Genomic DNA, 25,238 nt, shown 5'->3' on the forward strand with positions numbered 1-25,238 from the left:
GCAGGCGCAGGCGAGGCGGGGCGTGCCAGCGCGCCGGGCCGATAGGTATTCCTGGCCCGGCCCGTGGCGCGCAACGGGTTCAATCCTGGTAGATCAGCGGGACGCGCTTGACGTTGCAGAGCAGTTCGTAGGAAATCGTGCCGACTGCTGCAGCGATCCGATTGATATCGACCCGATCGCCCCAGAGCTGCACCGTGCTGCCGATACCGGCCTCAGGCAGATCGCTCAGATCAACCGTCAGCATGTCCATGGAAACACGGCCGATCAGGTGGGCCGTCTGGCCGTCCACGGCAACCGGCGTGCCGTTGGGCGCCGTGCGGGGATAGCCGTCGGCGTAGCCGATGGCGACCAGCCCGACACGGGTGACGCGTTCTGCCGTGAAGCGGGCGCCATAGCCCAGCGTTTCGCCTACTTGCAGGATACGCGTGGCGAAAACCTTGCTTTCCAGGCGCATGACCGGGCGCAGGCCGTGGGACGGGGCCGGCATCGGGTCGGCCCCGTAGAGCAGGATGCCGGGGCGCGCCCAGTCGCCCTGGGCCTGCGGCCAGGCCAGCGTCGCGGCGGAGTTGCTGAGGCTGCATGCGATACCCAGCCGCGTGGCGATCGCCCGGAATTGTTCGATCTGGCGCAGCGTGGCGGGTTGGTCGGGTTCATCGGCCTGGGCCAGATGCGAAATCAAGGTGATTTCCCCGACCTGGGCACAGGCGCGCAGACGCGCATGCATGGCATCGGCTTGTTCTGGCGCAAAGCCGGCGCGATGCATGCCGGTATCGACCTTCAGCCAGACATGCAGCGGGAGCCCGGCCGGGGGCTGGTGGGCGGCAGCTTCGATCAGGCCGAGCTGGGATTCCTGGTGCACCACGACCCAGAGTGCATGTTGCCGCGCCAGTTGCAGATCCTCGGCGTCGAAGAAGCCTTCGAGCACCAGAATCGGCTGTGTGATACCGGCTGCGCGCAAGGCCAGCGCTTCTTCGACGAAGGCCACGGCATAGCCATCGGCCTCCTGGGCCAGTGCCTGAGCGCAGCGCACGGCGCCATGCCCGTAGGCATTGGCCTTCAGAACGGCCAGGGCCTTGCCGCCATGCAGACGCTTGGCCACCCGGTAATTGTGCCTCAGGGCATCGAGGTCGATCAGGGCAAAAGAGGGGCGCATCGGTATGGCCTAGCGGGTTTGGTTGGCAGGGGCGCGTGTGGCCGATGGGCTGGGGCGCGGCTGGTAGCGGTCCAGCGCCAAGCCTTCGGTGCTGATTTCCGGCGTGCGGCCGCTGACCAGATCGGCCATCAGGCGCCCCGAGCCGCAGGCCATGGTCCATCCCAATGTACCGTGGCCGGTGTTGAGGAACAGGTTCGGATAACGGGTGGCACCGATGACGGGCGTGCTGTCGGGCGTCATCGGACGCAGGCCGGTCCAGAATGTCGCGGCCGGGACATCGCCGCCCGGGAACAGGTCTTTGACCACCATTTCCAGTGTGGCGCGGCGGCGCGGATCCAGTCGCAGATCGAAGCCGGCCAGTTCCGCCATGCCGCCGACGCGAATGCGCTGGTCGAAACGGGTCACTGCGATCTTGTAGGTTTCATCCAGCACGGTCGATTGCGGTGCGAGCGCAGGATCGACCAGCGGTACGGTCAGGGAGTAGCCTTTGACGGGATACACCGGCAGATCCAGCGCCAGGGATTGCAGCATGGCGCGTGAATAGCTGCCCAGGGCCAGCACATAGCGGTCAGCCTGGAAAACCTGCTGGCCGGACTGCACGCCGGTGATGCGGCCGCCTTCGACCTGCAGGCGGTCGATGGGTGTGTTCCAGTGGAACGTCACGCCTTCGCGTGCGGCGATGTCGGCCAGCGCACGGGTGAAGAGGTGGCAGTCGCCGGTTTCGTCATTGGGCAGGCGCAGGCCGCCGGTCAGGCGGTCCTTGGCCTGGGCCAGCGCCGGTTCCACGCGCGGCAGCTCGTCAGGCGTCAGCAGTTCGTACGGCACGCCGCATTCCTGCAGCACGGCGATGTCGCGCTGCACGGCTTCGATCTGGGCCTGGTTGCGGAACAGCTGCAGGGTGCCGCCGGTGCGGTGCTCGTATTGAATGCCGGTGTCGGCACGCAGTTGGCGCAGGCAGTCGCGGCTGTACTCCGCCACACGCGTCATGCGCTCCTTGTTGATCGCATAGCGTTCCGCATTGCAGTTGCGCAGCATCTCCAGCATCCAGCGTAGCTGGAACATACTGCCGTCCAGCCTGATGGCCAGGGGAGCATGTTTCTGGAACAGCCATTTGATTGCTTTGAGCGGAATGCCTGGCGCGGCCCAGGGCGTGGAGTAGCCGGGGGAAATTTGGCCTGCATTGCCGAAACTGGTTTCATCGGCGGCACCCTCTGCGCGGTCGATCAGGGTGACCTGCATTCCGGCGCGCGCGAGATAGTACGCGCTGGTGACGCCAATCACGCCGCCGCCGAGGACTATGACTTTCATGAGAAACACTCCGTTCTATGGCTTCCGGGCGGTCTGCAATGGCCGCCACGGGTACTCAGTGCAGTACCGTTGCACTGAGGTATGGGTTGCGCGGCGCGGGCAGCGTGAGCCGGGCGCGCCGCGCGGGATTTACTGGTGTCGCAGCAGGCTCTTCCGGCGGCCATACAGCGCATAGACGACCAGGCCGATGGCGCTCCAGATGAAGAACCACATCAAGGTTTTCGTGGGCAGGCTGAGGAACAGATACAGGCAGCCGCCCATGGCGCCCAGGCCGACCACCCAGACCAGCGGTGCGCGGAAGCGGCGCTCGCGGTTGGGTTCGCGCTTGCGCATGACCAGCAGGCTGGCGCCCACGGCAACGAAAGCCATCAGGGTGCCGGCATTGGCCAGCGCGGCGATTTCATCCAGGCGGGCGACACCGGCCAGGCTGGCGACCAGCACCGTGGTGATCAGGGTAATGGCGACAGGCGTGCCGGTTTTCTGGTTGACCGAAGCCAGCTGCTTGGGCAGCAGGCCATCACGTGCCATCACGAAGAAGATGCGGCTTTGGCCGTACAGGAAGGCCAGCAGGACGGTCGGCAGCGCAACGACAGCGGCGCCGGCAATCACAACAGCCATTTTTTCCTGGCCGATATTGCGCAGAATCAGTGCCAGAGGCTCGGCGCTATTGCCCAGCGCGAGGTAGCTCATGGCGCCCAGCGCGGCCAGCGAAACGAAGATGTAGATGATGGTGCAGCCCAGCAGCGAGCCGACGATGCCGATGGCCAGATCGCGGTCCGGGTTCTTGGCTTCTTCTGCGGCCGTCGCCACTGCGTCGAAACCGGCGTAGGCGAAGAACACGATGGCGGCAGCGGCCATGACGCCGCGTTCCACGCCATCCGCACCTACGGATTTGAAGAAACCATAGGGCATGAAGGGCTGGATGTTGCTGGCTTCGAAGTGCCGCATGGCGATGAAGACGAACAAGGCCAGGGCAGCCAGCTTGATCAACACCAGCACGGCGTTGAACGTGGCACTTTCTTTGGTGCCGCGGATGAGCAGGCCAGCCACCAGGAAGGTGATGAGCACGGCGGGCAGATTGACGATGCCGCCGGCATCGGGGCCAGCCACGATCGCCTGGGGCAGATGGATGCCCATGCCGGTCAGGAAACCGACCATATAGCCTGACCAGCCGACGGCGACGGTACTGACGATGAGCGAATATTCCAGGATCAGGCACCATCCCACCACCCAGGCGACGATTTCGCCCAGGGCAACGTAGGAATAGGTATAGGCGCCGCCAGCGGCAGGCATCATCGTTGCCATTTCGGCATAGGCCAGCGCCGCGCAGACGCAGACCAGACCGGCCACCATGAACGAGAGCAGAACGGCAGGGCCGGCACGTTCGGCGCCCACGCCGACCAGGGTAAAGATACCGGTACCCACGATGGCGCCAATACCCAGCGCAATCAGATGCACCCAGGTGAGCGAGCGCACCAGGCGATGCCCGGCAGCGTGCTGCGTCAGTGTATCGAGCGATTTACGTTTAAACATGCATGTCTCCAGTCTTATTTTTTATGCTTGCGGGCCTGTGTGCCGGCCTGACCATCGACGATAGGGCAGGCGCAGCGATTGTCATGCGGCGGCGCAGCGTCATGGTTCGATGGCCGCATGCCCATGCGGGGGCGTGGGGTGCCCGTGCCGCAGAGGCCGTCGGTCATCATGACTTCATTTGATATATCAAAACGGTTGTGATTTATGTTCCTGTTCTTTGTGGGGCATAGGCCAGGAGAGGGAGGCTGCCCAGGTGTCGGGACATGCCCGGGCCGATACCATCCTGACGCCTTTCGGGAAAGGAAATGGTTTTCCTCGATGGCGGCAGTGAAAATCGCTGGCTCGCTGCCGTCAAAGCATAGAAAATCCAGTAAAAACGGAATTGTATGGCTTTGATTGCAGTTTATTTAACTAAAATGATGGTGTGATTGAGTGAATTTGTCTGAGGGCGAAATCGGCCATGAGCGATAAAAGTGAAAAACACTCCCTGGATCGCATGGACAGAAAAATCCTTGCCATCTTGCAGCGCCAGGGACGTATTCCAATGACGGAATTGGCCAGCCAGGTCGGCCTGTCCACGACCCCTTGTGCCGAACGGGTGCGGCGCATGGAGCGTGCCGGCGTCATCACGGGCTATTACGCGAGCGTGTCGCCCGATGCGCTGGGCAAGCCTCTGTTGGTGTTCGTCGAGCTGCGCCTGTCATCGAAATCCGAGGAGATATTCGAAAAGGTTCGCAAGGAGCTGCTGTTGGTGCCGGATGTGCTTGCCTGTCATCTGGTGGCGGGCAGCTTCGACTATCTGGTCAAGGCACGGCTGGGCGGGATGCGGGAGTACCGGCGGTTGTTGGGCGATATTCTGAAGAAGCTGCCGGTGGCTGCCGAGTCGCACAGCTATATTGTGATGGAAGAAATCAAGGACACGCTGGTGCTGCCGATCTGACACTGCCATGCCACAGGCAGGGGGAGCGGGAGATGAGGATCAGGCAACGGGTGCCGCCATCGTCATAGACCTGCCACCTTGGCTCCCTAGACTTGCGCTTTTCGTCCCCCTTGGTGCCTGCTCCCATGAAAATTGCGCAACTTTCCCTGACCTTGGCCATGTCAGTCTTGCTGGCGGCCTGTCATTCCTCTGATGATGATGTGAATGATCCGACCGAGTCTCCCGTTGAACAGCCGGGCAACGGTGGAGAAAACCCGGGCACGGGTCCGGGCAACGGCGGCGAGACGCCTGAACCCAAACCTGAACCTGAGCCCGAACCCGCCGTGCTGCTGCAAGAGAGCTTCGCCGGTACGGAATTGCCGGCAGGCTGGAAGCAGCACAATGGCGCGAGCGGTGCGGCCTATGTCAAAGACGGGGCCTTGTTCGTGGACGGCCGCAAGGATAACTACACGGCGACGGCCGTTACCCTGCCTGTGCCTGCCACCCAGAATTTCCGCCTGGACGCCGAATTCACAGTCAGCGCGGCCAACAATAATTCACGCTGGGTGTCGTTCATGTATCGGGTATCCGATACGCAGAATCTGGAGCCGTATTTCCAGGCTGCCTTCCGCCAGAATGCCGCGGCGTCGAATGGCACGGAGCTGGCCTACCGCAGCAACAACGGCTGGAACGTGACCCATACGGCAGCCTTTGGCGAGGCCTTGGATCCGGACAAGACTTACCGCGTCACCATCGAAGCCTACAATGGTCGCGTGCGTCAGTATCTGGATGGTGTGCTGCTGCATGATGCGGAAGTTGGCGATGTGCGCTCCGGTTCATTCGGCATCCAGGCAGCCGGTGCCATGATCCGTGTGAACGAGATCACCATCAAGGAACAACTCAAGGCGCTTCCCAGCATGGGTGATATTTATCCGACGCCGCAAGTGGTCGGCGGGGTTGCCATGGCACCGACGCTGATCGCGGCCTACGATGCGGCTGGCGCGGAGCTGCGTGGCGCCGGCGGCATGCTTTTTGCACTGGATGCTTCCCTGAACCTGGCAAGCGCAGGCGGGCAGAGCGAGGGTACGCTGGCGCAGCGGCTGGATGCCGGTGTGGCGGCCTTGCCCCTGCTGCGCATTGCCGATGCCGCGACCGTCGAGGCCCTGGCTACCCTGGCTAATGAGCGCAATCTGGTGGATTTGACGCTGGTTGCCGACGATGCCGAACTGCTGGCGCTGGCGCGTCAGCGTATTCCGATGGCGCGCACGGCCCTGGATCTGAGCCGTTCGGCGCTGCGCAATACGCGCCAGGATCTGCTGGCCGTGGTGCAGCAGACCAACCGTTCCGGCAGCAAGATCGTCATTCTGCCCGAGCGCATGGTCGAGCGCGACGCCGTGGCCTATCTGCAGCGCATGCTGATCACGCCATGGGCCGATTCCAGGCAGACGACGCCGCAGGCGGCCGCGCAGATCCTGACGACAGGCATCAACGGCATCATCACGCCTGATGTCGAGGTGTTCGCAAGTTTGCTGGAACGTTTCCCGGCCAATACGCTGTTGCGCATGCCGCTGGTGATCGGCCATCGTGGCGTGCCTTCGCTGGTAGATGAAAATACCCTGGAAGGTGCGCTCAAATCGGTGGAATTGGGGGCGAATGCGGTGGAGTCCGATATCTACCTGACCACGGACAATCGTCTGGTCGTCATCCATGACGACACGCTGGACCGCACGACGACCGGCAAGGGCAGCGTGGAGAGCTACTCTCTGGCGGAACTGCAGGCGTTCCGTACCAAGCCGCAAGGGCTGGCCATCCCGACGCTCGATGAATATTTCGAAGCGCTGCGCGGCAAGCCGGTGACGCAGTTCGTGGAAATCAAGACCGGTAACGCGAATATCATCGCGCCGCTCAAGGCCTTGATCGAGAAACACGGTGTGCAGGATCAGGTCATCGTGATTTCCTTTCACCAGGATCAGCTGCGCCGCATGCGTGACATCATGCCGGAGATGTCCGCGGGCTTTCTGACCAGCACGCCCGCCGGCACGACGCCCGCCGTGCTGCGTACCATCCTGGCAGGCACCCAGGCCATGTCATCCACCTTCAATCCGAGCTATGGCAATCTGAGCAAGGAAATCATGGAGGCGGCCAAGCATCGCGGCACGACGTTCTGGCCCTGGACTTTCCGTGACCAGGCCATTGCAGAAACCTATTACCAGTACGGCACCAACGGCCTGACGACGGACTATGCGCAATGGTTCAGCGGCTATGCCGTCAAGGTGGCGCCGGTTTCCGCGACCATCACGCTGCCCAGGAATATCGCCAGTTCCGTTCCTGTCACGCTGACGCATCAGGACGGCAAGACTTCCACGGCGCAGAGTTCAGCCATGGTGGTCGTGGATAGCACGGCCGGCTACAGTGCTCAGGACGGTCAGCTGGTCTTCAGCAGCGCGGGCCAGGCCACGGTGCTGCTGGGCCATACCCAGTCGTTGACGGGGGGGCGCCAGTACACCATTTTCTCGGAGCCGGTGACGGTAACGGTGCAGTAAAGCAGCTGGCAAGCCCACAAAAAAGCGGTGCGGGAATCATTCCCGCACCGCTTTTTTCCAATTGGAACCGCAGGTTTCAGTCGCGGAAGTTATTGAATTGCAGCGGCAGCTCGACATCCGTACCGCGCAGCAGCGCGATGGCAGATTGCAGGTCATCGCGCTTTTTGCCGGTCACGCGCAGTTTGTCGCCCGCGATCTGGGTTTCCACCTTGAGCTTGGCGCCTTTGATGGCTGCGATCAATTTCTTGGAAACGGCCTGTTCGATGCCTTGCTTGACCGTGATTTTCTGGCGTGCGCCGCCGAGGTTTTCCAATGGATCCGACACTTCCAGGCAACGCGTATCTATGTTGCGCGCGCTCATGCGAGCACGCAGGATATCGCGCATCTGGCCGAGCTGGAAGGCGCTCGGGGCCGAGAGATTGACCACGAATTCTTCCAGCTCGAAAGCGGCTGCCACGCCCTTGAAGTCGAAGCGCGTGGCGAGTTCGCGATTGGCCTGATCGACCGCGTTGCGGAGTTCGTGCTTATCGACTTCCGACACGACGTCAAAACTGGGCATGCTTATTCCTTCTGGTCCGCGGAAGGGGCGTTCTGCGGCATTTCAATCTTCACTTCCAGGATTTCGAAACTGTCCTGACGCTCGACATTGACCTTGATATCTTCAGGGTTGATGTTCACGTACTTGGAAATGACAGCCAGCAGCTCCTGTTGGAGCTGCGGCAGGTAATCGGGCGAATCGCGACCGGAGCGTTCGTGCGCCAGAATGATTTGCAGGCGCTCCTTGGCCACGCTGGCCGTGGGCTTTTTCTGGCCCAGCAGGAAGGAGAGGAAGGACATGGGTTACTTCCCTCCGAACAGGCGCTTGAGCAGGCCGGGTTTCTCGTAGTCCGTGAAGCGCAGCGGCTTGTCTTCGCCCAGGTAGCGTGCAATGACGTCCTTGTAGGCCTCGGAGACGTCTTCGCCTTCGAGGTGAATGCTGGCGATCCCCTGGTTGGAGGCTTGCAGCACCGCTTCGGATTCGGGGATGACGCCGATCAGGCGGATGCGCAGGATGTCTTCGATGTCCTGCAGCGACAGCATTTCGCCTTCGGCAACGCGTTTGGGGTTATAGCGCGTCAGCAGCAGGAATTCGCGTACCGGTTCGGCGCCGTCGATGGCGCGCTTGGACTTGGCCGACAGAATGCCAAGAATGCGGTCCGAGTCACGCACCGAGGAGACTTCGGGGTTGGTGACAACCAGTGCATCGTCGGCATAGTAGGCGGCCATGAGCGCGCCGGTTTCGATCCCAGCGGGAGAATCGCAGACGATGTACTCGAAACCCATTTCCTTCAGCTCGTCCAGAACCTTGCCGACGCCTTCCAGTGTGAGCGCGTCTTTATCGCGGGTTTGCGAAGCGGGCAGGATGTAGAGGTTGTCGGTCTGCTTGTCCTTGATCAGCGCTTGCTTGAGCGAGGCATCGCCCTGGATGACGTTGACGAAGTCATAGACGACACGGCGCTCGCAGCCCAGGATGAGATCCAGGTTGCGCAGGCCGACGTCAAAGTCGATGACAACCGTCTTGTGGCCGCGCAGGGCCAGGCCTGAAGAAAAGCTGGCGCTGGTGGTGGTCTTGCCTACCCCGCCCTTGCCGGATGTCACCACAACGATGCGAGTCATGAATCAGGAACCTTCTGAGGAATGAATGGAAGTACAAGCCTGTATCGTAAAGCAAAAGTAACAAAAACCACCGCTTTCAGGCGTAAAGCGGTGTTACTGCAGCGAATTAGATGGGCGTAATCGTCAGGGTTTCATCATCCAGGCTGACGCTGGCGGGTTTGTTGTGGACATCGCTGGGCAGTTTTTCTTCGACCACGCGGTAAATGCCGGCAATGGCGATCAGTTCCGGATCCAGCTGCGTCGCAAAGATACGGGCGCTGGTATCGCCACGGGCGCCGGCCATGGCCTTGCCGCGCAGCGGGCCATACACATGGATATTGCCGTCGGCGATGATTTCCGCGCCGCTGCTGACCATTCCGATGATGACGAGGTCGGAGTGGCGGGCATAGACGCGCTGGCCGGAGCGCAGCGGCCGGCGCAGCACCATGGCGGGCAGGCGCGAGGCTTGCAGTGCCGTGGTGCCGGTTGCCGCTGCCGCCGCTGGCGTATCGCCGGTGTCGGCCGGCGCCGCCAGGCTGGCGACGACTTCTCCTTGCTGATGCGGGACGGGCGCGGCGGCGGCGTCGGCCGCTTCGCTGCTGGCGGGCCGGGCCGCCGGCAGCGGCGACAGATCCACCGGCACCAGGCCGGCGGCGCGGGCGGCGTCGTGCTGGGCGGCTTCGGCAATGAAACCGATGGGGGGCAAGCGATGTTCGCGCAGCGACTTGACCAGGCCGGGCCAGTCCAACGGGGTATCCAGGCCGCTGGCGTCGATCACGACCGGCTCGTTTTCGAAGAGCGCGCCGACATCAGCCATCCGCTTTTCCAGATCGGCCTGCAGCGTTTCCAGCTTGGCATCGCGCAAGACCAGGCGGACGGCATACAGCGTCGCGCTTTTGAAATCCAGCGCGGAATCAGGTTGCTTGGCGCTCATGCTTGTGCCCACGAATCTCTCAGCGTGGTGATGCGATTGATCACGGGCGCGTCGGTACGGGACAGTTCGCGGTCTGCAGCAAAATAGCCCAGGCGCTCGAATTGCCAGCTTTGGCCTGGCTCGGCCTGCAGGCCCGGCTCCAGCCAGCCGCGCACGACCTTGATCGAATCCGGGTTGAGGAAGTCCAGGAATTCCTTGTCGCCGGCGTCGGGGAAAGCGTCGGAGAAGAGACGGTCGTACAGGCGGATTTCGGCCGGCACGGCATGGGCTGCACTGACCCAGGTGATATTGCCCTTGACCTTGACGCTGTCGGCGCCCGGCGTACCGCTCTTGGTGTCAGGCAGGTATTCCGCATGCACTTCAGTGATATTGCCGTTGGCGTCTTTGCTGAAGCCCGTGCATTTCACGACATAGCCGTATTTCAGGCGCACCATGTTGCCGGGGAACAGGCGGAAATATTTCTTCGGCGCTTCCTCGCGGAAGTCGTCGCGTTCTATCCACAGTTCGCGCGAGAACGGGAAGTGGCGCTGGCCTGCTGCCGGGTCGTGCGGGTTGCGCGGTGCGCTGCACGGTTCGGTCTGGCCTTCGGGATAGTTGGTAATGATCAGCTTGATCGGATCCAGTACCGCCACGGCGCGCTCGGCCACGGGGTCGAGGTCGTCACGCAGCGCTTGCTCCAGCAGGCTGTAGTCGATACGCGAGTCGGCGCGCGAGACACCGATGCGTTCGCAGAACAGGCGGATGGCCGAAGGCGTGTAGCCGCGGCGGCGCAGGCCGACCAGGGTCGGCATGCGCGGGTCGTCCCAGCCTTCCACCAGGCCATCCTGCACCAGCTTGAGCAGCTTGCGCTTGCTGGTCACGACATAGCTCAGGTTCAGGCGGGCGAATTCGTACTGATGCGGCAGCGGCTCGGCCAGCTGGCCGAGCTCGGCCAGGCGCGCCAGGATCCAGTCATAGAAGGGCCGCTGGTCTTCGAATTCCAGCGTGCAGATGCTGTGCGTGATGCCTTCCAGCGCGTCCTCGACCGGATGGGCCCAGGTGTACATCGGATAAATGCACCATTTGTCGCCAGTGCGGTGATGGTGGGCATGGCGCACGCGGTACAGCACCGGATCGCGCAGGTTGATATTGGGCGATGCCATGTCGATGCGGGCACGCAGCACCAGGCTGCCGTCCGGATGCTGGCCGTCGCGCATTTCGCGCAGGCGTTGCAGCGATTCCGCCGCCGGGCGGTCGCGCCAGGGGGAATTGGTACCCGCTTCGGTCAGCGAGCCGCGATTGGCGCGGATTTCCTCGGCGCTTTGTTCGTCCACATAGGCATGGCCGGCTTCGATCAACGCTTCGGCAAAGCCGTACATATCATCGAAGTAATCGCTGGCAAAATACAGGTTGCTTTCACCCGCAGCCGTCGTCCAGTCGAAACCCAGCCAACGCACGGCATCCTTGATGGCATCGACGTATTCCTGGTTTTCCTTTTCAGGATTGGTATCGTCGAAGCGCAGGTGGCAGACGCCGCCGTAATCACGGGCCAGGCCGAAATTCAGGCAGATGCTTTTGGCATGGCCGATATGCAGATAGCCATTGGGTTCCGGCGGGAACCGGGTGCGGATGCGCGCGGGGTCCTGCTGGCCCTGGGCCTGCACGGAGGCAGGGCCGGGCGCGCCGGCCCAGAGCTTGCCGCGGAAGCGGTCGGCAGCCAGGTCGGACTCGATGATTTGACGGATAAAATTGGAAACCGGCGCTACCGGCGGAACTTGGCTCATAACGCAGTGAGAATCGCGCAAAAGAAGTCGAAACATCAATTTTGCCACGGCTGCGGGAACAGGCTGTTATTCTCGCGAAATTGTCGGTTTTCCAGCAACAATATCGCATGAGGCTGGAGCACTGTCTGTCTGCAGCGGGCAAGGCGGGGAGGGGCGCCATACTGGCGACACACAGTCGCCGCGGCCGGATGGGCCGCAGCGGTCAGGCCTGACAATACGACAAAGCGACAAAGCGGCGCAACTGGCCCTATGGCTGTTGTACATTCAGGCCCGTTGTAATGTTGAGGGATCGGACTTTCACCCATGACGGATTTCACTGCCCTGGCGCTGGCCCAGGTCCAGTTCCTTGGCGGACTGGGCTTTCACCAGGCCTTCCTGGCGCTGGCGGCAGCGCTGGCATGGCTGCTGTGCGGCATGAAGTGGCGTGCCCGCAGCGCGGTGGCCTGGCTGCCTGCATATCGTTTCTGGGTGCGGTTCTTTGCGCTGGCCTGGGTGCTGGCATTTGCCTCCGGCCTGCCCGTGCTGTTTCAGGCGGGCAGCCTGTGGCCGGGCCTGGGGGAGCGCGTCGGTAACGTCGCCGGGCCTTTGCTGGCAGCCATTGTGCTGACGGTTTTCCTGTTCAAGACCTGTTTTCTGGGCGTCATGCTGTTTGGCCAGATGCGCGTATCGCCCCGGGTGCATGCGCTCAGCGTTTTCATGACGGCGGCAGGCCTGACGCTGACCCTGTTCTGGGAATTGGTGCTGCTGGGCTGGACGCATGCGCCGGTGGGCTCCACCTGGTTCAATGGCCAATATTATGTGAATGACTGGCGCGGGCTGCTGTTCGATGGCCTGGCGCCCTGGATGCTGTTGCGCGTGCTGGCGGGAGGGTTTCTTGCCGTCGCCTGCCTGATGACGGGCATATCGGCCTGGCAATCGTTGCGGCGGGAACTGTCGGACAGTGAAACGCGGGTATTTCGCCTGGGGCTTTGGCTGGCCTTGGCCAGCCTGCTGGCCTGGGGTGGCGCCTTGCTGGCGCAGGTGCCCATGCTGGCGGCCTGGCAGCCGGTGCAACTGGCGGCGTTGGCCGGGCTCTGGGAAAGCGGTCAGGATGCTTCTCTGGTGCTTTTCGCCTGGCCGGATCAGGCGGCCCAGGTCAATTTGGCAGAATGGCGCCTGGGTCTGTTCGAATGGCCCTGGCTCGCGCATCAGCTGGAAGGGGCCTGGGCCGGTCTGGATCAGGCTTCCGGCATGCTGCCGCCGGTGGCGGCCGTCTTCTTGACGGCGCGTTTGCTGGCCGTGCTGGCGCTGGTGATCGTCCTGGCACTGCTGGGCGCGCTCTGGCATGCGCAACGGCGCGGCTGGCAGCGCATGTCGGCCTGGCCGACGGCGTGGCGCCGCCTGCTCGCCAGCCTGACATTTGCCGGCTTGCTGATGCTGGCCGTATCGCTGTGGCTAGGGGAAATGGGGCGGGTTCCGTACTTCGTCTCTGGCACCATTACTTTTGCTGAAGTGGGCAACAGCCTGCCGGTGGCCGGTTTGTGGGCCAGCCTGGCGGCCTATGTCGTGGTGCTGGGGCTCGGGGTCTGGGGATTTGCGCGGATGCTGTTCCAGGCGGCACGGCATGGCGTGGTACCGGTGCGCCGGGCAGGGGAGACGCTGCGATGATCATGGGGCTGGCCAATTCATTGGGCATGCAGGTTCAGGATCCCGCATTCTGGCTGCCGCTGGCCTGTTTGGCCGTGTTGTGGGTGCTATTGATCGCCGGCGCCATCCTGGACGGGTTCGATCTGGGCGTGGGGGTGTTGCTGCCGCTGGCGCCGCCGGAGGCCCGGCAACGTCTTTGGGCGCACCTGGGGGCCTGGCGTGATGCCAATGGCGCCTGGCTGCTGCTGGCCGCCGGCCTGTTCGCCAGCGCATTTCCAGCCGCCTGGGGGCAGGTCATGGGCAGGCTGTACGCGCCCCTGACGCTGGTGTTGCTGGGCGGCATCCTGCGTTCGGTGTGTTTCGAGTTCCGCTACCGCGCCCGGCCGGCTGATCGTGCGCGCTGGTTGCACGGGTTCTGGGTCGGCGCCGTGCTGACGGCCCTGGGCCACGGTTGGGTGATGGGGCGTATTGCCACCGGCTACCAAGGGGGCGTGACCTATCTCTTGTTTGATTTGATGTGCGGTTTGTGCGCGCTGGCGACATATATCGTGCTGGCGGCCAGCTGGTTGTCCGCCCGCTTGCAGGGCGGGCTGCAGGAACGCGCCGTGAACTGGGCCCGGCGCATGATCCCCTGGAGTGCGACCGGCATGCTGGCGGTGGCCATGACGCTGGGCCTGCTCAATGGCGGTGTCTTGCACCGCTGGAGCAATGGTGGCGATTGGCGTGCCGCGCTGGCATTCTGGGGGGCGATGCTGCTTTGCATGATCGCTTTGGATTTTTCGCTGACGCGCCGCCGGGGGCGGCTGCGCAGCTGGCTGCCGTGTGTGCTGACGCTGCTCTTGTTGCTGCTGATGCTGATAGGCGTGGCATTCAGCCTGTTCCCCTACCTGATCCTCGACGAAGTGACGATCTGGGACGGTTCCGCCGACCCCAGCTCACAGCGCCTGGCGCTGGCGGCTGCGGTCGTGGCGGTGCCGGTATTGCTGGTGGTCAGTCTGATGAACTATCGGAGCCTGTTTGCTCGTCCGTCAGAGACAGGGGAATACTGACGCGTACCCGCAGGCCGCCGCCGGGCGCATCATCCAGTTGCAGCACACCATGATGGGCACGTGCGATGGTGTCGGCCAGCGCCAGGCCCAGCCCGACGTTGCCGGTGCGGGTGCGCGCATCGTCCAGCCGCAGGAAGGGGCGCAGCGCTTCGTGGCGACGCTCCACGGGGATGCCAGGACCATGATCGTCCAGGATGATGTGCGCGTGCTGGGTATCGGTTTCCAGCGTAATGCGGATGGGCGGCTGCCCATGGTGCATGGCATTGCTGACCAGATTGTCCAGCAGGCGGCGCAGGGCGCCGTCGTCCAGGCGTAGCGGGACGGGGCGGGCAAGTTTGTCGTGCAGGGTGATATCCAGGCCGCTGTTATGCCAGAGCTTGACATACTCCTGCAACCAGGCGCGGATTTCCAGCGTCGTGGGGCGGTAGGCGGCCGGGTCGCTGCCCCGGACGAAATCCAGGAACTGGCCGATCATGTGCTGCATATCCTGCAGGTCTTTGCGCATGCCTTCGCAGAAGGTGGGGTCGCTGGACATTTCAATGCGCAGCCACATGCGCGAGAGCGGCCCTTTCAGGTCATGCGGCAGGCCGGCCAGCAGGGTGCGGCGGACGGCATCGGATTCGGCCAGCGCATCCAGCATGGCATTGAAGCGTTCGCCCAGCAGCCGGGTTTCGTCCGGGCCCGAGGGCTGGACGCGGCTGGGCTTGCCGGCCGCCAGCTGGTCGGCCGCTTCGGCCAGTCGGGTCATGGGGCGGGAGATATGCCAGGAGAACCAGCCGGCGAGCATCAGAACCCCGCTGAGAGTCAGCAGCCAGATGACGATGATATGCGCCGCCAGGGGCGGATCCAGCCGATCCAGCGGTACGACCAGCCATTCGGTACTTGATTTTTCCTGAGGGTGGGACAGGGAAATATAGAGCCGTGCCGCCTGCCCTTGGCTGGCAGCAACCAGGGTGCCGTCGCCCAGGCTGGCATTGACCCGTTCGACGAAGGCCTGCAACTGCGGCGACGCATTGACCGTACGCGAGAGCGAGCTGGACATGCCCGAATGAGGGTGCAGCTTGACATCGGCCGGCAATTGGCGATTCCAGAGATACCACTGGCCGTGTGAGGCGCGGCGCACGAAGTCGGCGCGCTCATCGGGTTCGATATGGGCCACGGCCGCCTGCAGGGTATGCAGCGCGGTGATGATCAGATCGTATTTGACGGGATCGACGTAGCGCTCCTGGTAGCGGTCGATCATGAGCATGGTCACTGTATGGGAAAACAACACAGCACCTAGCACCAGAAAGGCCACCCGCGCGCGCAGCGAGCGGGGAACCAGATAGCGGCAGGCAAGGCGGCGCAGCAGGCTCATTGCGGGATTCAGGGGGCGAAGCGGTAGCCGATGCCCCAGACGGTCTGGATCCAGCGCGGTTGCTTGGGGTCTTCTTCCAGGACACGCCGCAGGCGCAGAATGGCGATGTCGATGGCGCGGTCGTTGCGCTCGCCATCATCATCGCGTGCCAGTGCCAGCAGTTTTTCACGGCTCAGCGGCTTGCCAGGGTTGTTGACGAAGGCTTCCAGCAGGTTGATTTCACCACCGGTCAGGTGCATGGGCTCGCCGGCGCGGAACAGTTGGCGTCGGATCGGGTCATAGGTGAATGGCCCGAAATTGACCGGGTTGGTGCGGTTCAGCGCCGACGGCCCGACCTTGCGGCGCAGCACGGCTTCGATGCGGGCCAGCAGTTCCCGAGGGTCGAAAGGCTTGCCCAGGTAATCGTCGGCACCGGCTTCCAGGCCGCTGATGCGATCCTGTGTCTCGTCGCGGGCGGTCAGGAGGATAATGGGAATGTCTTCCCCTTGTTCGCGCAACTGGCGGCAGGCCAGGGCGCCATCGCCGCCCGGCAGCATGCGATCCAGCACGATCAGGTCTGGCGAGTAGCGTGCAATGCGTGCCGGCAGGTCGGTGGCATCCGGCGCCAGCAGGGTGTCATAGCCATGGCGGTTGAGGTATTCGGCGAGGAGCTGCCGCAGGGCAGGGTCGTCATCGACGACCAGCAGTTTGCTGGGAAGTTTGTCCATGGCGTACAGGGAAGAAATCTAGGATGCAAGCAGTGTCGCTTGCGCAGGCGTGGTGATCAAGATGTGGAAACGCTTTGAAATGTTCCGCATTCCGGCGTCAAGCCGGGGTGCACCGGGGCCAGGCATGAAAAATGGCCTGCCTGGCGGGGGCGGCAGGCTCGGGAACGCAGGCTGGCAGGGCAGGATACGGCGCCAGGGCATACGCGCTGGTGGCGCGCTGCTGTTGGTGTTGCCGCTGACGGTGCTGGCCGCCTGGGAAGATGCCAGCGGCCTGGAACGCCTGTCGCCGGTCAGGTTGTATGCCGTGCCGGAACCCGTGGCGCCCCAGGCCATGACGCCTGAGGAGGTAGGCATGGCCGGCCAGGGCGGGGCGGGCGCCTTGGATGTCTATGGATTGAACTGGCAGCCGGTGCTGCGCCCGCAGGGCACCGCCGACGCACGGACGGAGCCTGCGCGCGATGCGCGCAATGCCACCCTGGAAGGGCGCCTGGGCCTGAGTACGGATGGCATGGCGCGCTGGGTGTACCGGGGCGCCGAAGGGCCGGATCTGGCTTTCGGCGCCTTGCCGGGGAGCGGCCTGAAATTGTCAGGTAGTGCGCCGATCGCCGGCGTGCGCTTGCAGAGCGGCCGGATGGATGGGGTGCTGGCGCCGGGCGCCGTCGGGTATTCCTCAGCGCTGGGGTGGTTGGATTATTCCGCCTGGAATGCCGGCTCCGGCGCAGTGGAATATGGCGTCTCAGCGGGACAGACGGCCGTTCGCTACGGTTGGCAGAACGACCTGACGCTGGAGGGCCAGGTGCAAACGGCGGCAAAAATGCGCAACGTCGGCCTGGGAGGGGTCTATTCGCTGGGTGAGTGGGGACGTTTGCGGGCCGGTGCGGCGCATAGCCGGTATGAGCGCGTCGAGGGTTCACGCTACAACCTGGGCTATGTCGTGAATGTCTATGACTGGCTGGAGGTCGGTTATCGCGCCGAATACGCCATGAGCGGTTATAGCGACCTGAGCCGCTATGCCTCAGGCCCGCTGGCGCAACCCCGCATGCAAGGAACCCTGGAAACCGGCGTGCCGTTGGCAAATTGGGGAACGATCAGCGGCACCTATTCCGATGTACGTTACGGCAATACCACGGTGCAGCGCATGGGAATTGCCCATAGCCTGGCGTTGCGGCGCAATGTGCAGCTCAAGTGGGAGGCGGATCGGGACATCGTCTCCGGCGATTACGGGATGCGCCTGAATCTCAGCCTGCCGGTCAATCTGCTGGGCGACTGATGCGCCTCAGGCGCCTCCCGCGCCGGTTTCCCTGGCCGGGATGCGGCGCAGGAAAGACACGCTGCCGGATTGAGGTACGATCCGGCAGGTAAAATGCTTTCATGTCTAATTCGAATCCTGCGCCAGGCCTGGCGCATTCTCATCATGCCGAAGTCTGAAGCCCTGGAAATCCTGCGGCGGGTCTTTGGCTACGAGTCATTCCGCGGCGAGCAGCAGGATATCGTCGAACATGTGATTGATGGCGGCGATGCGCTGGTCCTGATGCCCACCGGGGGCGGCAAGTCCATGTGCTATCAGATCCCCGCGCTGGTGCGCGAGGGAACGGGCATCGTCGTGTCTCCCTTGATTGCCTTGATGCAGGATCAGGTTGATGCCTTGACCGAACTGGGTGTCAGTGCGGCGTATCTGAATTCGTCGCAGGATTGGCGCGAAGCCCGGGCGGTCGAGCAGCGTTTCCTGGCTGGCGAACTGGACTTGCTGTATGTGGCGCCGGAACGCCTGCTGACCGACCGTTGCCTGGATCTCTTGTCTCGTGGCCGGATTGCACTGTTTGCCATCGACGAGGCGCATTGCGTCAGCCAGTGGGGGCATGATTTCCGTCCCGAGTATCTGGGTTTGTCCATGCTGCAGGAGCGCTGGCCGCAGGTGCCGCGCATTGCCCTGACGGCCACGGCAACCGAAGAAACCCGTCGCGAGATCGCCCAGCGCCTGGCGCTGACCGAAGCGCGGCATTTTGTCTCCAGTTTCGACCGCCCGAATATCCGTTACCGCATTGTTGAAAAAGACGATGTCCGCCGTCAGTTGCTGGCCATGATTCGCGCCGAGCATGAAGGCGAGGCGGGTATCGTCTATTGCCTTTCGCGTGCACGGGTTGAGGAAACCGCTGATTTTCTTTGCCGTCAGGGCGTGCAAGCCTTGCCGTATCACGCCGGGCTGAGCCAGTCCGTGCGAGCGGAAAACCAGTCGCGCTTTTTGCGCGAGGACGGCTTGGTCATGGTGGCGACGATTGCTTTTGGCATGGGTATCGACAAGCCCGATGTGCGTTTCGTTGCGCACATCGACCTGCCCAAGTCCATTGAGGGCTACTACCAGGAAACCGGCAGGGCCGGGCGCGACGGCATGCCGGCCTCGGCTTGGCTGGCCTATGGTTTGCAGGATGTCGTGCAGCAGCGTCGCATGCTGGAAGAATCCCCTGGTGATGAAACCTTCAAGCGGCGCCAGGGGGCCAACCTGGATGCCATGTTGTCGCTGTGCGAAACCGTTTCCTGCCGGCGCCAGCAGTTGCTGGCCTATTTCGGCCAGCTCATCGGGCCTTGCGGCAATTGCGATACCTGCCTGGAGCCGCCCGAATCCTGGGATGGCACCGTGGCCGCGCAGAAATTGCTCTCCACGATTTACCGGCTCTGGCGCGAGCGCGGCCAGCGTTATGGCGCCGGACATATCATTGACATTCTGCGCGGCAAGCGCAGCGAGAAAATCACACAGCAGCAGCACGATACCCTGAGTGTTTTCGGTGTCGGTGCCGATATGTCGGACAAGGCCTGGCGCAGTGTGCTGCGTCAGTTGTTGGCGCAGGGCCTGGTCATGACCGATGCCGAAGGGTATGGCACGCTGGCCCTGACGGATGCCAGCCGGGCCGTGCTCAAGGGCGAGCGCCAGCTGATGTTGCGGCGCGAAAGCGAAAAAGCGCCCCGTGCCTCGCGTGCCGGTAGCAAGGCACGCCCGGCATTGCTGGATTTGCCGCCGGAAGCGCTCAAGATATTTGAGGCCTTGCGCGCCTGGCGAGCCGAGATCGCTCGCCATCATGGCGTACCGGCCTATGTGATTTTCCATGACGCCACGCTGCGCGAGATCGCTTTGCAGGCGCCCGATTCCCTGGAAGACTTGGGGCAGATCAGCGGCGTGGGTAGCCGTAAGCTGGAAGCCTACGGCGAGGAAATTCTGCAACGGGTGCTGCAACCCGTGCTGTAGGCAGGCCCGCAGAGGCGGGAGCGCCCTGGGCGCAGGGCATGGGCAGAGTGATCCTGCCCGGCCGGGTGTACAGGCCCTGCGCGAGAGGCGCAGGGTGGGCGTTCAGTCGTCTGCCTGTTGTTGCAGGGCAGCGATGGCTTCGTCTTCCAGCACCGGCAGAAAACCGCCGCTTTCCGCGTCGCGCAGGAACAGCAGGCCAGTTGCCACGCCAAAATAGGTGCCATGCAGCTTGAGCGTGCCAGCCTCTACCCGTTTGCGGATCGACGGAAACGTCATCAGGTTTTTCAGGCTGTGCTCGATGACGGCCAGTTCCAGCTTGCGCAGCGCATCCGGACGTTCTGCCGGCAGCGTTCCCAGGCGCTCGGCCGTCGTAGCAATCTGGGACATCCACTTGCCGATGAAGTTGCCTGCCGTCAGCGGCTGGGCATTATCGTAGAAAGACGCGATGCCGCCGCAGGAAGCGTGGCCCAACACGACAATGTGCTTGACCTCCAGCCCTTCCACCGCGAATTCGATGGCAGCGCTGGTGCCGTGGTAGGACTCGGAATCAGGTTCGTAGGGGGGGACCAGATTGGCGACGTTGCGGACGACGAACAGTTCGCCGGGGCCGGCATCAAAAATCACTTCCGGAGAGACCCGGGAATCACAGCAACCAATCACCAGGATTTCCGGGTGCTGGCCTTTTTCTGCGAGGTTCTTGTAGCGTTTTCGTTCACTCGGAAAGCGGCCGGAGAGGAACGAGCGATAGCCTTCAGTGAGGCGTTTGGGGAAATTTCGCATGGAAAGTATCGTGTGTGAAAGCCATGCCATTGTAAAACGCGGCCGTCGTCAGCGCGAGCCGACGACGAGGACTTCTGCATCCTGACGGCTGACCGTACGCATGCGGTGCGGCAGGGTGGCGTCGAAATAGACGGCATCGCCGCTTTCCAGGCGCCACACGCGCGAACCCACCATGAGTTCGACCGCGCCATGGATGACCAGCATGAACTCTTCGCCTTCATGCGGTTGGGCCGCCTGGCGATCCGGAAACTCGCGCGGCGGGATGACCACGACGGGTTGCATCGAGCGGATACGGCGTTTGCCGGCCAGCGCCTGATAGTGGTACCCCAGCGAGCTGCCCGTGCGTATCATGGGCTGGCGGTCGGCCACACGCACGACGCTCACGATTTCGTCCAGGCCTTCCGGGCCGGAGCCCAGCAGCTGGTCTCGCGTCAGGCCGTAGGCGTGCGCGAGCAGCTGGATCGTGGTGTCGGAAGGGTTGCTGAGGCCGCGTTCCAGTTTGGAAAGGTAGCTGCGGGTCAGGTTGGTGCGCAGCGCCAGCGCAGCCAGCGACAGCTGGTGCTGGCGGCGCAAGGTACGCAGCCGGAACGGCAGGTCTATGAGGGTATAGCGCGGGTCTTCACGATGGGAGCCCGCTGCAGCGGGAGCGTCCAGGTGCCGGTCGGTGCTGGCCGCCGCAGCGGCATGCCGGGCATCAGACGATGTATCTCTTGAGGCTGGCAAGGTATCAGAGCAGTTGCAGGCGCTTGGCGGCGGTTTCTGCCGCTGGCGTCGAGGGGTAGTCTTTGACGATGCGCTGCAGTGCCGTCTTGGCGCCGGCGCGATCGTTCAGTTCAACTTTGCTGCCGGCAATGACCAGCAGCGCATCCGGCGCGCGCTGGCTGCTCGGGAAGTTGTTGACCATCTCTTCGAGCAATGTCACCGCTCCCTTGTAATCCTTCTGTGCATAGCGGCTGCTGCCCTGATAGAACCTGGCGCTGGGCGCCAGCGTGCTGGCAGGGTACAGCACGACAAATGCGTTCAGCGCTTCGGAGGCTTCATCGTACTGGCCGTTGCGGAACAGATTGATCGCGCCCTCATAGGCGGCCTGCTCTTGAGGATCGGCGGCACTGTCCTCGGTATTCTGGGCAGGCTTGGGCGCGCTTTGTTCCATGGCTTGCTGGGCCGAGCGCGAAGCGTGTTCGACCTGATCGCGCAAACGCATGACTTCCAGTTGCAGGGAGTCAATCTGATCAGCCAGTTGCAATTGCGCGCGCTGGTTCTGTTCGGTCAGCTGGCGCAATTGCTGGCGCAGTTCCAGGATGGCGCGTCGCGCATCGTCATCCGCAAAGGCATGGGCCGTCAGCGGTGCTGCCATTGTCGCCAGAATGCAGGCTGACAACAGGCGCTTGCGCAGGGATGAAGTCGATACGGTCATGATCACGATGCTCCTGGATCTGAAGGAAAGGCGCGCCCGAGGGCGCGCCGTAGGGCTTAGCGGCGATACTGGATATCGACGCGGCGGTTTTCAGCGTAGTCGGCTTCGGTATTGCCGGTGCTGCGCGGTTTTTCCTTGCCGAAGCTGATGGTTTCGATCTGTGCGTCATTGACGCCCAGCAGAGTCATCATGCGGCGCACGGCTTCGGCGCGGCGCTGACCCAGGGCCAGGTTGTACTCGGCGCCGCCACGGGCGTCGGTATTGCCTTCCAGCACGACTTGCTGGTTGCCGTTGGCGCGCAGGTAGCCGGCGTGCGTTTCGATCAATTCACGGTATTGCTCGGGCACGGCATAGCTGTCGAAATCGAAGAACACCGAGCGTTGCTGGGCGAGCACGCTTTGCGGGTTGAACGGATCGAGGATTTGGCCGGAGGCGCTGCCGCCACCGATGGCACCCGTGGAGGAACCGTTCGAACCTTGACCGGCGCTGGTAGCGGAGTCATCGAGCGGCACGCTGCTGCAGGCTGCAAGCGCTGCACTCAGTGCCAGCAAAGAGGAGAATTTGACGAAGCGCGATCTCATGATATTTCCTTAAATCAGATAGGGGAGATACACACGTTTGTAAGCATGGTGCCAATAAACTTGCCTGCCCTGGTGCTGCACGGCGGGAGGGCCATCAAGGTGCAGCGGCTCAGGCAGGCTGATTCCATTGGCATGTTAGCCATGGCCAGTAGTCATTAATTACTGCGGAAACGGTCCCCAGGTTGGCTCGCGGACTTCTCCGTTCAATACGGAGAGCGTCTGGCGGACGCGGCCATCGCTGGATACGGCCGACAGTACCCCGCGACCACCATTTACGGCAGCGTACAACACTTGCTGGCCGTTGGGGGAGAAGCTGGGGGACTGGTCGTCGCTGCCGTTGGTCAGCAGCGTTTCCGTTCCCGTGGCCAAGTCAAGCATAGCGACCCGGAAACCGCCTTCGCGCCTCGAAATGTACAGCAAGCGCCGTCCGTCGGGGGAAACCCTCGGAGAAATGTTGTAATTTCCGTTGAATGTGACACGACGAGTGTTGCTCCCATCCAAATTTACCTGGTAAATCTGGGGGCTGCCGGCCCGGTCGCTGGTGAAGTAAATGCTTTGACCATCCGGGGCGAACACAGGTTCCGTATCAATCAGCGGCGAGCGTGTGACGCGGCGCAGGTTGGAGCCGTCCGCATTCACGACGTAAACCTGCGACAGGCCGTCACGCGTCAGCACGACTGCCAGCTGGTTGCCGTCGGGCGACCAGGCTGGGGCGGAGTTGCTGCCCTTGTAGTTGGCGACGGCATGGCGTTCGCGGGTGGCCAGGGTGTGGGAATAGACGACGGGTTTGCCGGATTCGAAGCTGACATAGGCCAGCTTCTTGCCGTCGGGCGACCAGGTCGGTGAAATGATGGGTTCACGCGAACGCAGCGCGACGCGCGGGTTTTGGCCATCGGCATCGGCAATCTGGAGCTCGTAGGTATTGCCCTGTTTCAGTACATAGGCCAGGCGGGTGGAGAAAACGCCGCGCACGCCGGTGATCTTTTCATAGATGCGATCCGCGATCTGGTGGGCGATGCGGCGCAGCTCCGGCGCCGTGCCGGAAAAGACCGCCGCGTCCAGCTGGGAGGCCAGAACGGTATCGACCAGATGGTAGCGAACCTCATAGCGGCCACCGACTTGTGTCACGGTGCCGTAGGCCAGGGTATCGGCGCCACGGTCGCGCCATTCGGCGAAGTTGATTTCATCGCCCGAACGCGGTTGTGCCGCACCCGTGGAGATCAGGCGGAATTGGCCGGTGCGGGACAGGTCGGCACGGATGACCTGGGAGATTTCACGGCCGGCCGGATCATCGCTGAAATCGGCAATGGCGATGGGGTACTGCTGTGCGCCGGTACCGGAAATATCGACGCGCAACTGGGCATGGGCGGCCGGCAGGGCCAGGAACATGGCAGCCAGTACCAGCAGGCCGAGCAGACCTTGCATCCAGCTTGCCAGCAGATTCTGCTGGTTTCGGTAGGCCAGTATGAGAGGCGGGAAAGTCATGTTGATGTGCTCCTGATCTTCAATCGTATAGACGATAGCTTACATCTATCGTTGCAGGGTATTTGCCGGTGGTTGGCGGAAAACCTGCCATGTTTGCATGGCGGCCACGGCAAGTTCCGGGTCTGTCGCGGACGGTGCCCTGCCGGTTAGACAGGATACCGTGTGTCGGGTTCGGCATGTGTGACGCCGCTGTCACGATTGCTTGCTTCGGTATCACTGGCAGCGCAGCCTCGGCAAGAGGCTGCGCTGCCGGAGCAGGCAACGGGACGGAGCGGGTCAGGGCATGCCGGGTTGCCATCAATCGTTCGGACGATAAATGACGTCGATCCGTTCCGGATACTTGCCGGAAGGCGGTCGTGGGAAGCTGCAACGGCGGATGCCGGTTTCCACGGCCCGGTCGAAGGTCGGAATGCCTGAGGAACGCCGCAGGCCGACATTGAGAACCTGGCCGCTCTGGTTCAACTGCACAACGAATTCGGCAGCCGGGTTGCCACCGCGCAGTTGTTCTGCTGTCGGATGGAACGACACGCCGGCCTTGATGCAGGCACGCACCTGGGCGGCATAGCCGCTGTCATCGCCGCCGCCGGCCTGATTGCGGTTGGCCGTGCCGCCGGGCAGGCCGGCAGCGCCCAGGACGTCGCCACGCATGGCGTCGCGCAGCTGGCGATCACGTTCCGCCTTGGCTTCGGCTGCCTTGCGTGCCGCCTCGGCCTTGCGTGCTTCTTCCGCTTTGCGGGCCTCTTCGGCGCGGCGAGCCTGTTCCGCGCGACGGGCTTCTTCGGCTTTCCTGGCGTCTTCAGCTTTTTTGGCTTCTTCCGCCTTGCGAGCCTCTTCAGCGCGTCTGGCTTCCTCGGCACGGCGGGCTTCGGCCGCGCGCCGCGCTTCTTCTGCCTTGCGGGCTTCCTCGGCCTTACGGGCGTCCTCGGCCTTTTTGGCTTCCTCCGCACGGCGGGCTTCTTCCGCCTTGCGCGTTTCTTCGGCACGCCGCGCCTCTTCCGCTCGGCGGGCTTCCTGCGCCCGGCGGGTTTCTTCGGCCTTGCGTGCTTCTTCTTCCTTGCGCGCTTCCTCTGCCTTGCGTGCGGCTTCCGCACGGCGAGCCTCTTCGGCTTTGCGTGCTTCCTCGGCCTTGCGTTTTTCCTCAAGGGCGATTTCCGGGTCTGGCACCTGCTCTTCCGGCGGTTTGGGCGGCGGAGGAGGGGGCGGCGGA

General features: G+C 63.2%; 22 protein-coding genes. 6 read left to right on the top strand and 16 right to left on the bottom strand.

The window, feature by feature from the left end; translation table 11 throughout:
• Nucleotides 1-79: 79 nt before the first annotated feature.
• The 3 genes from alr to ACNA1V_RS14620 form a co-directional block, all read right to left on the bottom strand.
• The gene (gene alr, locus ACNA1V_RS14610) at nucleotides 80-1,153 is read right to left on the bottom strand and encodes an alanine racemase (protein WP_415834335.1); all 1,074 of its coding nucleotides are present in this window, start codon (nucleotides 1,151-1,153) and stop codon (nucleotides 80-82) included.
• Nucleotides 1,154-1,162: 9 nt separating this feature from the next.
• Nucleotides 1,163-2,461, bottom strand: a complete 1,299-nt coding sequence (locus ACNA1V_RS14615) for a D-amino acid dehydrogenase (protein WP_415834336.1) — start codon at nucleotides 2,459-2,461, stop codon at nucleotides 1,163-1,165.
• Between the two features lie 129 nt (nucleotides 2,462-2,590).
• Nucleotides 2,591-3,994 (bottom strand): amino acid permease, encoded by a 1,404-nt coding sequence (locus ACNA1V_RS14620; protein ID WP_415834337.1) that lies wholly within the window; start codon nucleotides 3,992-3,994, stop codon nucleotides 2,591-2,593.
• A gap of 460 nt (nucleotides 3,995-4,454) precedes the next feature.
• Between ACNA1V_RS14620 and ACNA1V_RS14625 the strand changes: the two genes are divergently transcribed.
• A complete protein-coding gene (locus ACNA1V_RS14625) occupies nucleotides 4,455-4,934 on the top strand; it encodes an AsnC family transcriptional regulator (RefSeq protein ID WP_415834338.1) in 480 nt (159 codons plus the stop codon).
• A gap of 125 nt (nucleotides 4,935-5,059) precedes the next feature.
• Complete coding sequence (locus ACNA1V_RS14630) at nucleotides 5,060-7,456, top strand: glycerophosphodiester phosphodiesterase family protein (protein ID WP_415834339.1); 2,397 nt, start codon at nucleotides 5,060-5,062, stop codon at nucleotides 7,454-7,456.
• Nucleotides 7,457-7,532: 76 nt separating this feature from the next.
• Here the strand turns inward: ACNA1V_RS14630 and ACNA1V_RS14635 are convergent, their stop codons facing one another.
• From ACNA1V_RS14635 to ACNA1V_RS14655, 5 genes are all read right to left on the bottom strand, one after another.
• Nucleotides 7,533-8,015, bottom strand: coding sequence for a YajQ family cyclic di-GMP-binding protein (locus tag ACNA1V_RS14635; protein ID WP_415834340.1), 483 nt, complete (start codon nucleotides 8,013-8,015; stop codon nucleotides 7,533-7,535).
• 2 nt (nucleotides 8,016-8,017) lie between these two features.
• Nucleotides 8,018-8,293, bottom strand: coding sequence for a cell division topological specificity factor MinE (gene minE, locus ACNA1V_RS14640; protein ID WP_415834341.1), 276 nt, complete (start codon nucleotides 8,291-8,293; stop codon nucleotides 8,018-8,020).
• A 3-nt stretch (nucleotides 8,294-8,296) separates the two neighbouring features.
• Nucleotides 8,297-9,112: a septum site-determining protein MinD gene (minD, locus tag ACNA1V_RS14645; RefSeq protein ID WP_415834342.1), complete on the bottom strand. Its 816-nt coding sequence runs from the start codon at nucleotides 9,110-9,112 to the stop codon at nucleotides 8,297-8,299.
• A 106-nt stretch (nucleotides 9,113-9,218) separates the two neighbouring features.
• Nucleotides 9,219-10,025, bottom strand: a complete 807-nt coding sequence (gene minC / locus ACNA1V_RS14650; RefSeq protein WP_415834343.1) for a septum site-determining protein MinC — start codon at nucleotides 10,023-10,025, stop codon at nucleotides 9,219-9,221.
• The gene (locus ACNA1V_RS14655) at nucleotides 10,022-11,788 is read right to left on the bottom strand and encodes a glutamine--tRNA ligase/YqeY domain fusion protein (RefSeq protein ID WP_415834344.1); all 1,767 of its coding nucleotides are present in this window, start codon (nucleotides 11,786-11,788) and stop codon (nucleotides 10,022-10,024) included. The genes minC and ACNA1V_RS14655 overlap by 4 nt, the downstream gene beginning before the upstream one ends.
• 303 nt (nucleotides 11,789-12,091) lie before the next feature.
• Between ACNA1V_RS14655 and ACNA1V_RS14660 the strand changes: the two genes are divergently transcribed.
• Both ACNA1V_RS14660 and ACNA1V_RS14665 read left to right on the top strand, forming a co-directional pair.
• The gene (locus ACNA1V_RS14660; RefSeq protein ID WP_415834345.1) at nucleotides 12,092-13,435 is read left to right on the top strand and encodes a cytochrome ubiquinol oxidase subunit I; all 1,344 of its coding nucleotides are present in this window, start codon (nucleotides 12,092-12,094) and stop codon (nucleotides 13,433-13,435) included.
• The gene (locus tag ACNA1V_RS14665; RefSeq protein WP_415834346.1) at nucleotides 13,432-14,463 is read left to right on the top strand and encodes a cytochrome d ubiquinol oxidase subunit II; all 1,032 of its coding nucleotides are present in this window, start codon (nucleotides 13,432-13,434) and stop codon (nucleotides 14,461-14,463) included. Before ACNA1V_RS14660 ends, ACNA1V_RS14665 begins: the two co-directional genes overlap by 4 nt.
• Here ACNA1V_RS14665 and ACNA1V_RS14670 read toward each other — a convergent pair.
• Together ACNA1V_RS14670 and ACNA1V_RS14675 are read right to left on the bottom strand one after the other, a co-directional pair.
• Entirely contained in the window at nucleotides 14,405-15,820 is a 1,416-nt protein-coding gene (locus ACNA1V_RS14670) for an ATP-binding protein (protein ID WP_415834347.1), read from the bottom strand. The genes ACNA1V_RS14665 and ACNA1V_RS14670 overlap by 59 nt on opposite strands.
• Before the next feature lie 8 nt (nucleotides 15,821-15,828).
• Nucleotides 15,829-16,527 carry a response regulator gene (locus tag ACNA1V_RS14675; RefSeq protein ID WP_415834348.1) on the bottom strand — a complete coding sequence of 233 codons (699 nt, stop codon included), beginning with the start codon at nucleotides 16,525-16,527 and terminating at the stop codon, nucleotides 15,829-15,831.
• A 124-nt stretch (nucleotides 16,528-16,651) separates the two neighbouring features.
• On the opposite strand from ACNA1V_RS14675, the gene ACNA1V_RS14680 reads away from it, so the two are divergent.
• Nucleotides 16,652-17,797: a fimbria/pilus outer membrane usher protein gene (locus ACNA1V_RS14680; protein ID WP_415834349.1), complete on the top strand. Its 1,146-nt coding sequence runs from the start codon at nucleotides 16,652-16,654 to the stop codon at nucleotides 17,795-17,797.
• Between the two features lie 144 nt (nucleotides 17,798-17,941).
• Nucleotides 17,942-19,768 (top strand): DNA helicase RecQ, encoded by a 1,827-nt coding sequence (gene recQ / locus ACNA1V_RS14685; RefSeq protein WP_415834350.1) that lies wholly within the window; start codon nucleotides 17,942-17,944, stop codon nucleotides 19,766-19,768.
• Between the two features lie 102 nt (nucleotides 19,769-19,870).
• On the opposite strand, the gene ACNA1V_RS14690 is transcribed toward recQ, so the two are convergent.
• The 6 genes from ACNA1V_RS14690 to tolA form a co-directional block, all read right to left on the bottom strand.
• The gene (locus tag ACNA1V_RS14690) at nucleotides 19,871-20,548 is read right to left on the bottom strand and encodes a carbonic anhydrase (RefSeq protein ID WP_415834351.1); all 678 of its coding nucleotides are present in this window, start codon (nucleotides 20,546-20,548) and stop codon (nucleotides 19,871-19,873) included.
• Nucleotides 20,549-20,596: 48 nt separating this feature from the next.
• On the bottom strand, nucleotides 20,597-21,271 hold the full coding sequence (locus tag ACNA1V_RS14695; RefSeq protein ID WP_415834352.1) for a helix-turn-helix domain-containing protein: 675 nt from the start codon (nucleotides 21,269-21,271) through the stop codon (nucleotides 20,597-20,599).
• A 4-nt stretch (nucleotides 21,272-21,275) separates the two neighbouring features.
• Entirely contained in the window at nucleotides 21,276-21,965 is a 690-nt protein-coding gene (ybgF, locus tag ACNA1V_RS14700) for a tol-pal system protein YbgF (protein ID WP_415834353.1), read from the bottom strand.
• Between the two features lie 56 nt (nucleotides 21,966-22,021).
• Nucleotides 22,022-22,546: a peptidoglycan-associated lipoprotein Pal gene (pal, locus tag ACNA1V_RS14705; protein ID WP_415834354.1), complete on the bottom strand. Its 525-nt coding sequence runs from the start codon at nucleotides 22,544-22,546 to the stop codon at nucleotides 22,022-22,024.
• Nucleotides 22,547-22,705: 159 nt separating this feature from the next.
• The gene (gene tolB / locus ACNA1V_RS14710) at nucleotides 22,706-23,971 is read right to left on the bottom strand and encodes a Tol-Pal system beta propeller repeat protein TolB (RefSeq protein WP_415834358.1); all 1,266 of its coding nucleotides are present in this window, start codon (nucleotides 23,969-23,971) and stop codon (nucleotides 22,706-22,708) included.
• Nucleotides 23,972-24,328: 357 nt separating this feature from the next.
• The coding region (tolA, locus tag ACNA1V_RS14715; protein WP_415834355.1) for a cell envelope integrity protein TolA at nucleotides 24,329-25,238 on the bottom strand (910 nt) is incomplete at its 5' end.

Origin of the sequence: Kerstersia similis, from assembly GCF_965139615.1 — a bacterium.
In the GTDB taxonomy this organism is placed as follows: Bacteria; Pseudomonadota; Gammaproteobacteria; order Burkholderiales; family Burkholderiaceae_B; genus Kerstersia; species Kerstersia similis.

What these genes read in the sequence shown, in the direction of transcription:
- minC (WP_415834343.1), bottom strand. Translation starts at nt 10,025, where the DNA reads ATGAGCGCCAAGCAACCTGATTCCGCGCTGGATTTCAAAAGCGCGACG.
- ACNA1V_RS14620 (WP_415834337.1), bottom strand. Translation starts at nt 3,994, where the DNA reads ATGTTTAAACGTAAATCGCTCGATACACTGACGCAGCACGCTGCCGGG.
- pal (WP_415834354.1), bottom strand. Translation starts at nt 22,546, where the DNA reads ATGAGATCGCGCTTCGTCAAATTCTCCTCTTTGCTGGCACTGAGTGCA.
- ACNA1V_RS14625 (WP_415834338.1), top strand. Translation starts at nt 4,455, where the DNA reads ATGAGCGATAAAAGTGAAAAACACTCCCTGGATCGCATGGACAGAAAA.
- ACNA1V_RS14680 (WP_415834349.1), top strand. Translation starts at nt 16,652, where the DNA reads ATGAAAAATGGCCTGCCTGGCGGGGGCGGCAGGCTCGGGAACGCAGGC.
- ACNA1V_RS14630 (WP_415834339.1), top strand. Translation starts at nt 5,060, where the DNA reads ATGAAAATTGCGCAACTTTCCCTGACCTTGGCCATGTCAGTCTTGCTG.
- ACNA1V_RS14660 (WP_415834345.1), top strand. Translation starts at nt 12,092, where the DNA reads ATGACGGATTTCACTGCCCTGGCGCTGGCCCAGGTCCAGTTCCTTGGC.
- recQ (WP_415834350.1), top strand. Translation starts at nt 17,942, where the DNA reads ATGCCGAAGTCTGAAGCCCTGGAAATCCTGCGGCGGGTCTTTGGCTAC.
- ACNA1V_RS14690 (WP_415834351.1), bottom strand. Translation starts at nt 20,548, where the DNA reads ATGCGAAATTTCCCCAAACGCCTCACTGAAGGCTATCGCTCGTTCCTC.
- ACNA1V_RS14665 (WP_415834346.1), top strand. Translation starts at nt 13,432, where the DNA reads ATGATCATGGGGCTGGCCAATTCATTGGGCATGCAGGTTCAGGATCCC.
- minE (WP_415834341.1), bottom strand. Translation starts at nt 8,293, where the DNA reads ATGTCCTTCCTCTCCTTCCTGCTGGGCCAGAAAAAGCCCACGGCCAGC.
- ACNA1V_RS14635 (WP_415834340.1), bottom strand. Translation starts at nt 8,015, where the DNA reads ATGCCCAGTTTTGACGTCGTGTCGGAAGTCGATAAGCACGAACTCCGC.
- ACNA1V_RS14670 (WP_415834347.1), bottom strand. Translation starts at nt 15,820, where the DNA reads ATGAGCCTGCTGCGCCGCCTTGCCTGCCGCTATCTGGTTCCCCGCTCG.
- alr (WP_415834335.1), bottom strand. Translation starts at nt 1,153, where the DNA reads ATGCGCCCCTCTTTTGCCCTGATCGACCTCGATGCCCTGAGGCACAAT.
- tolB (WP_415834358.1), bottom strand. Translation starts at nt 23,971, where the DNA reads ATGCAAGGTCTGCTCGGCCTGCTGGTACTGGCTGCCATGTTCCTGGCC.
- ACNA1V_RS14615 (WP_415834336.1), bottom strand. Translation starts at nt 2,461, where the DNA reads ATGAAAGTCATAGTCCTCGGCGGCGGCGTGATTGGCGTCACCAGCGCG.
- minD (WP_415834342.1), bottom strand. Translation starts at nt 9,112, where the DNA reads ATGACTCGCATCGTTGTGGTGACATCCGGCAAGGGCGGGGTAGGCAAG.
- ACNA1V_RS14655 (WP_415834344.1), bottom strand. Translation starts at nt 11,788, where the DNA reads ATGAGCCAAGTTCCGCCGGTAGCGCCGGTTTCCAATTTTATCCGTCAA.
- ybgF (WP_415834353.1), bottom strand. Translation starts at nt 21,965, where the DNA reads ATGACCGTATCGACTTCATCCCTGCGCAAGCGCCTGTTGTCAGCCTGC.
- ACNA1V_RS14675 (WP_415834348.1), bottom strand. Translation starts at nt 16,527, where the DNA reads ATGGACAAACTTCCCAGCAAACTGCTGGTCGTCGATGACGACCCTGCC.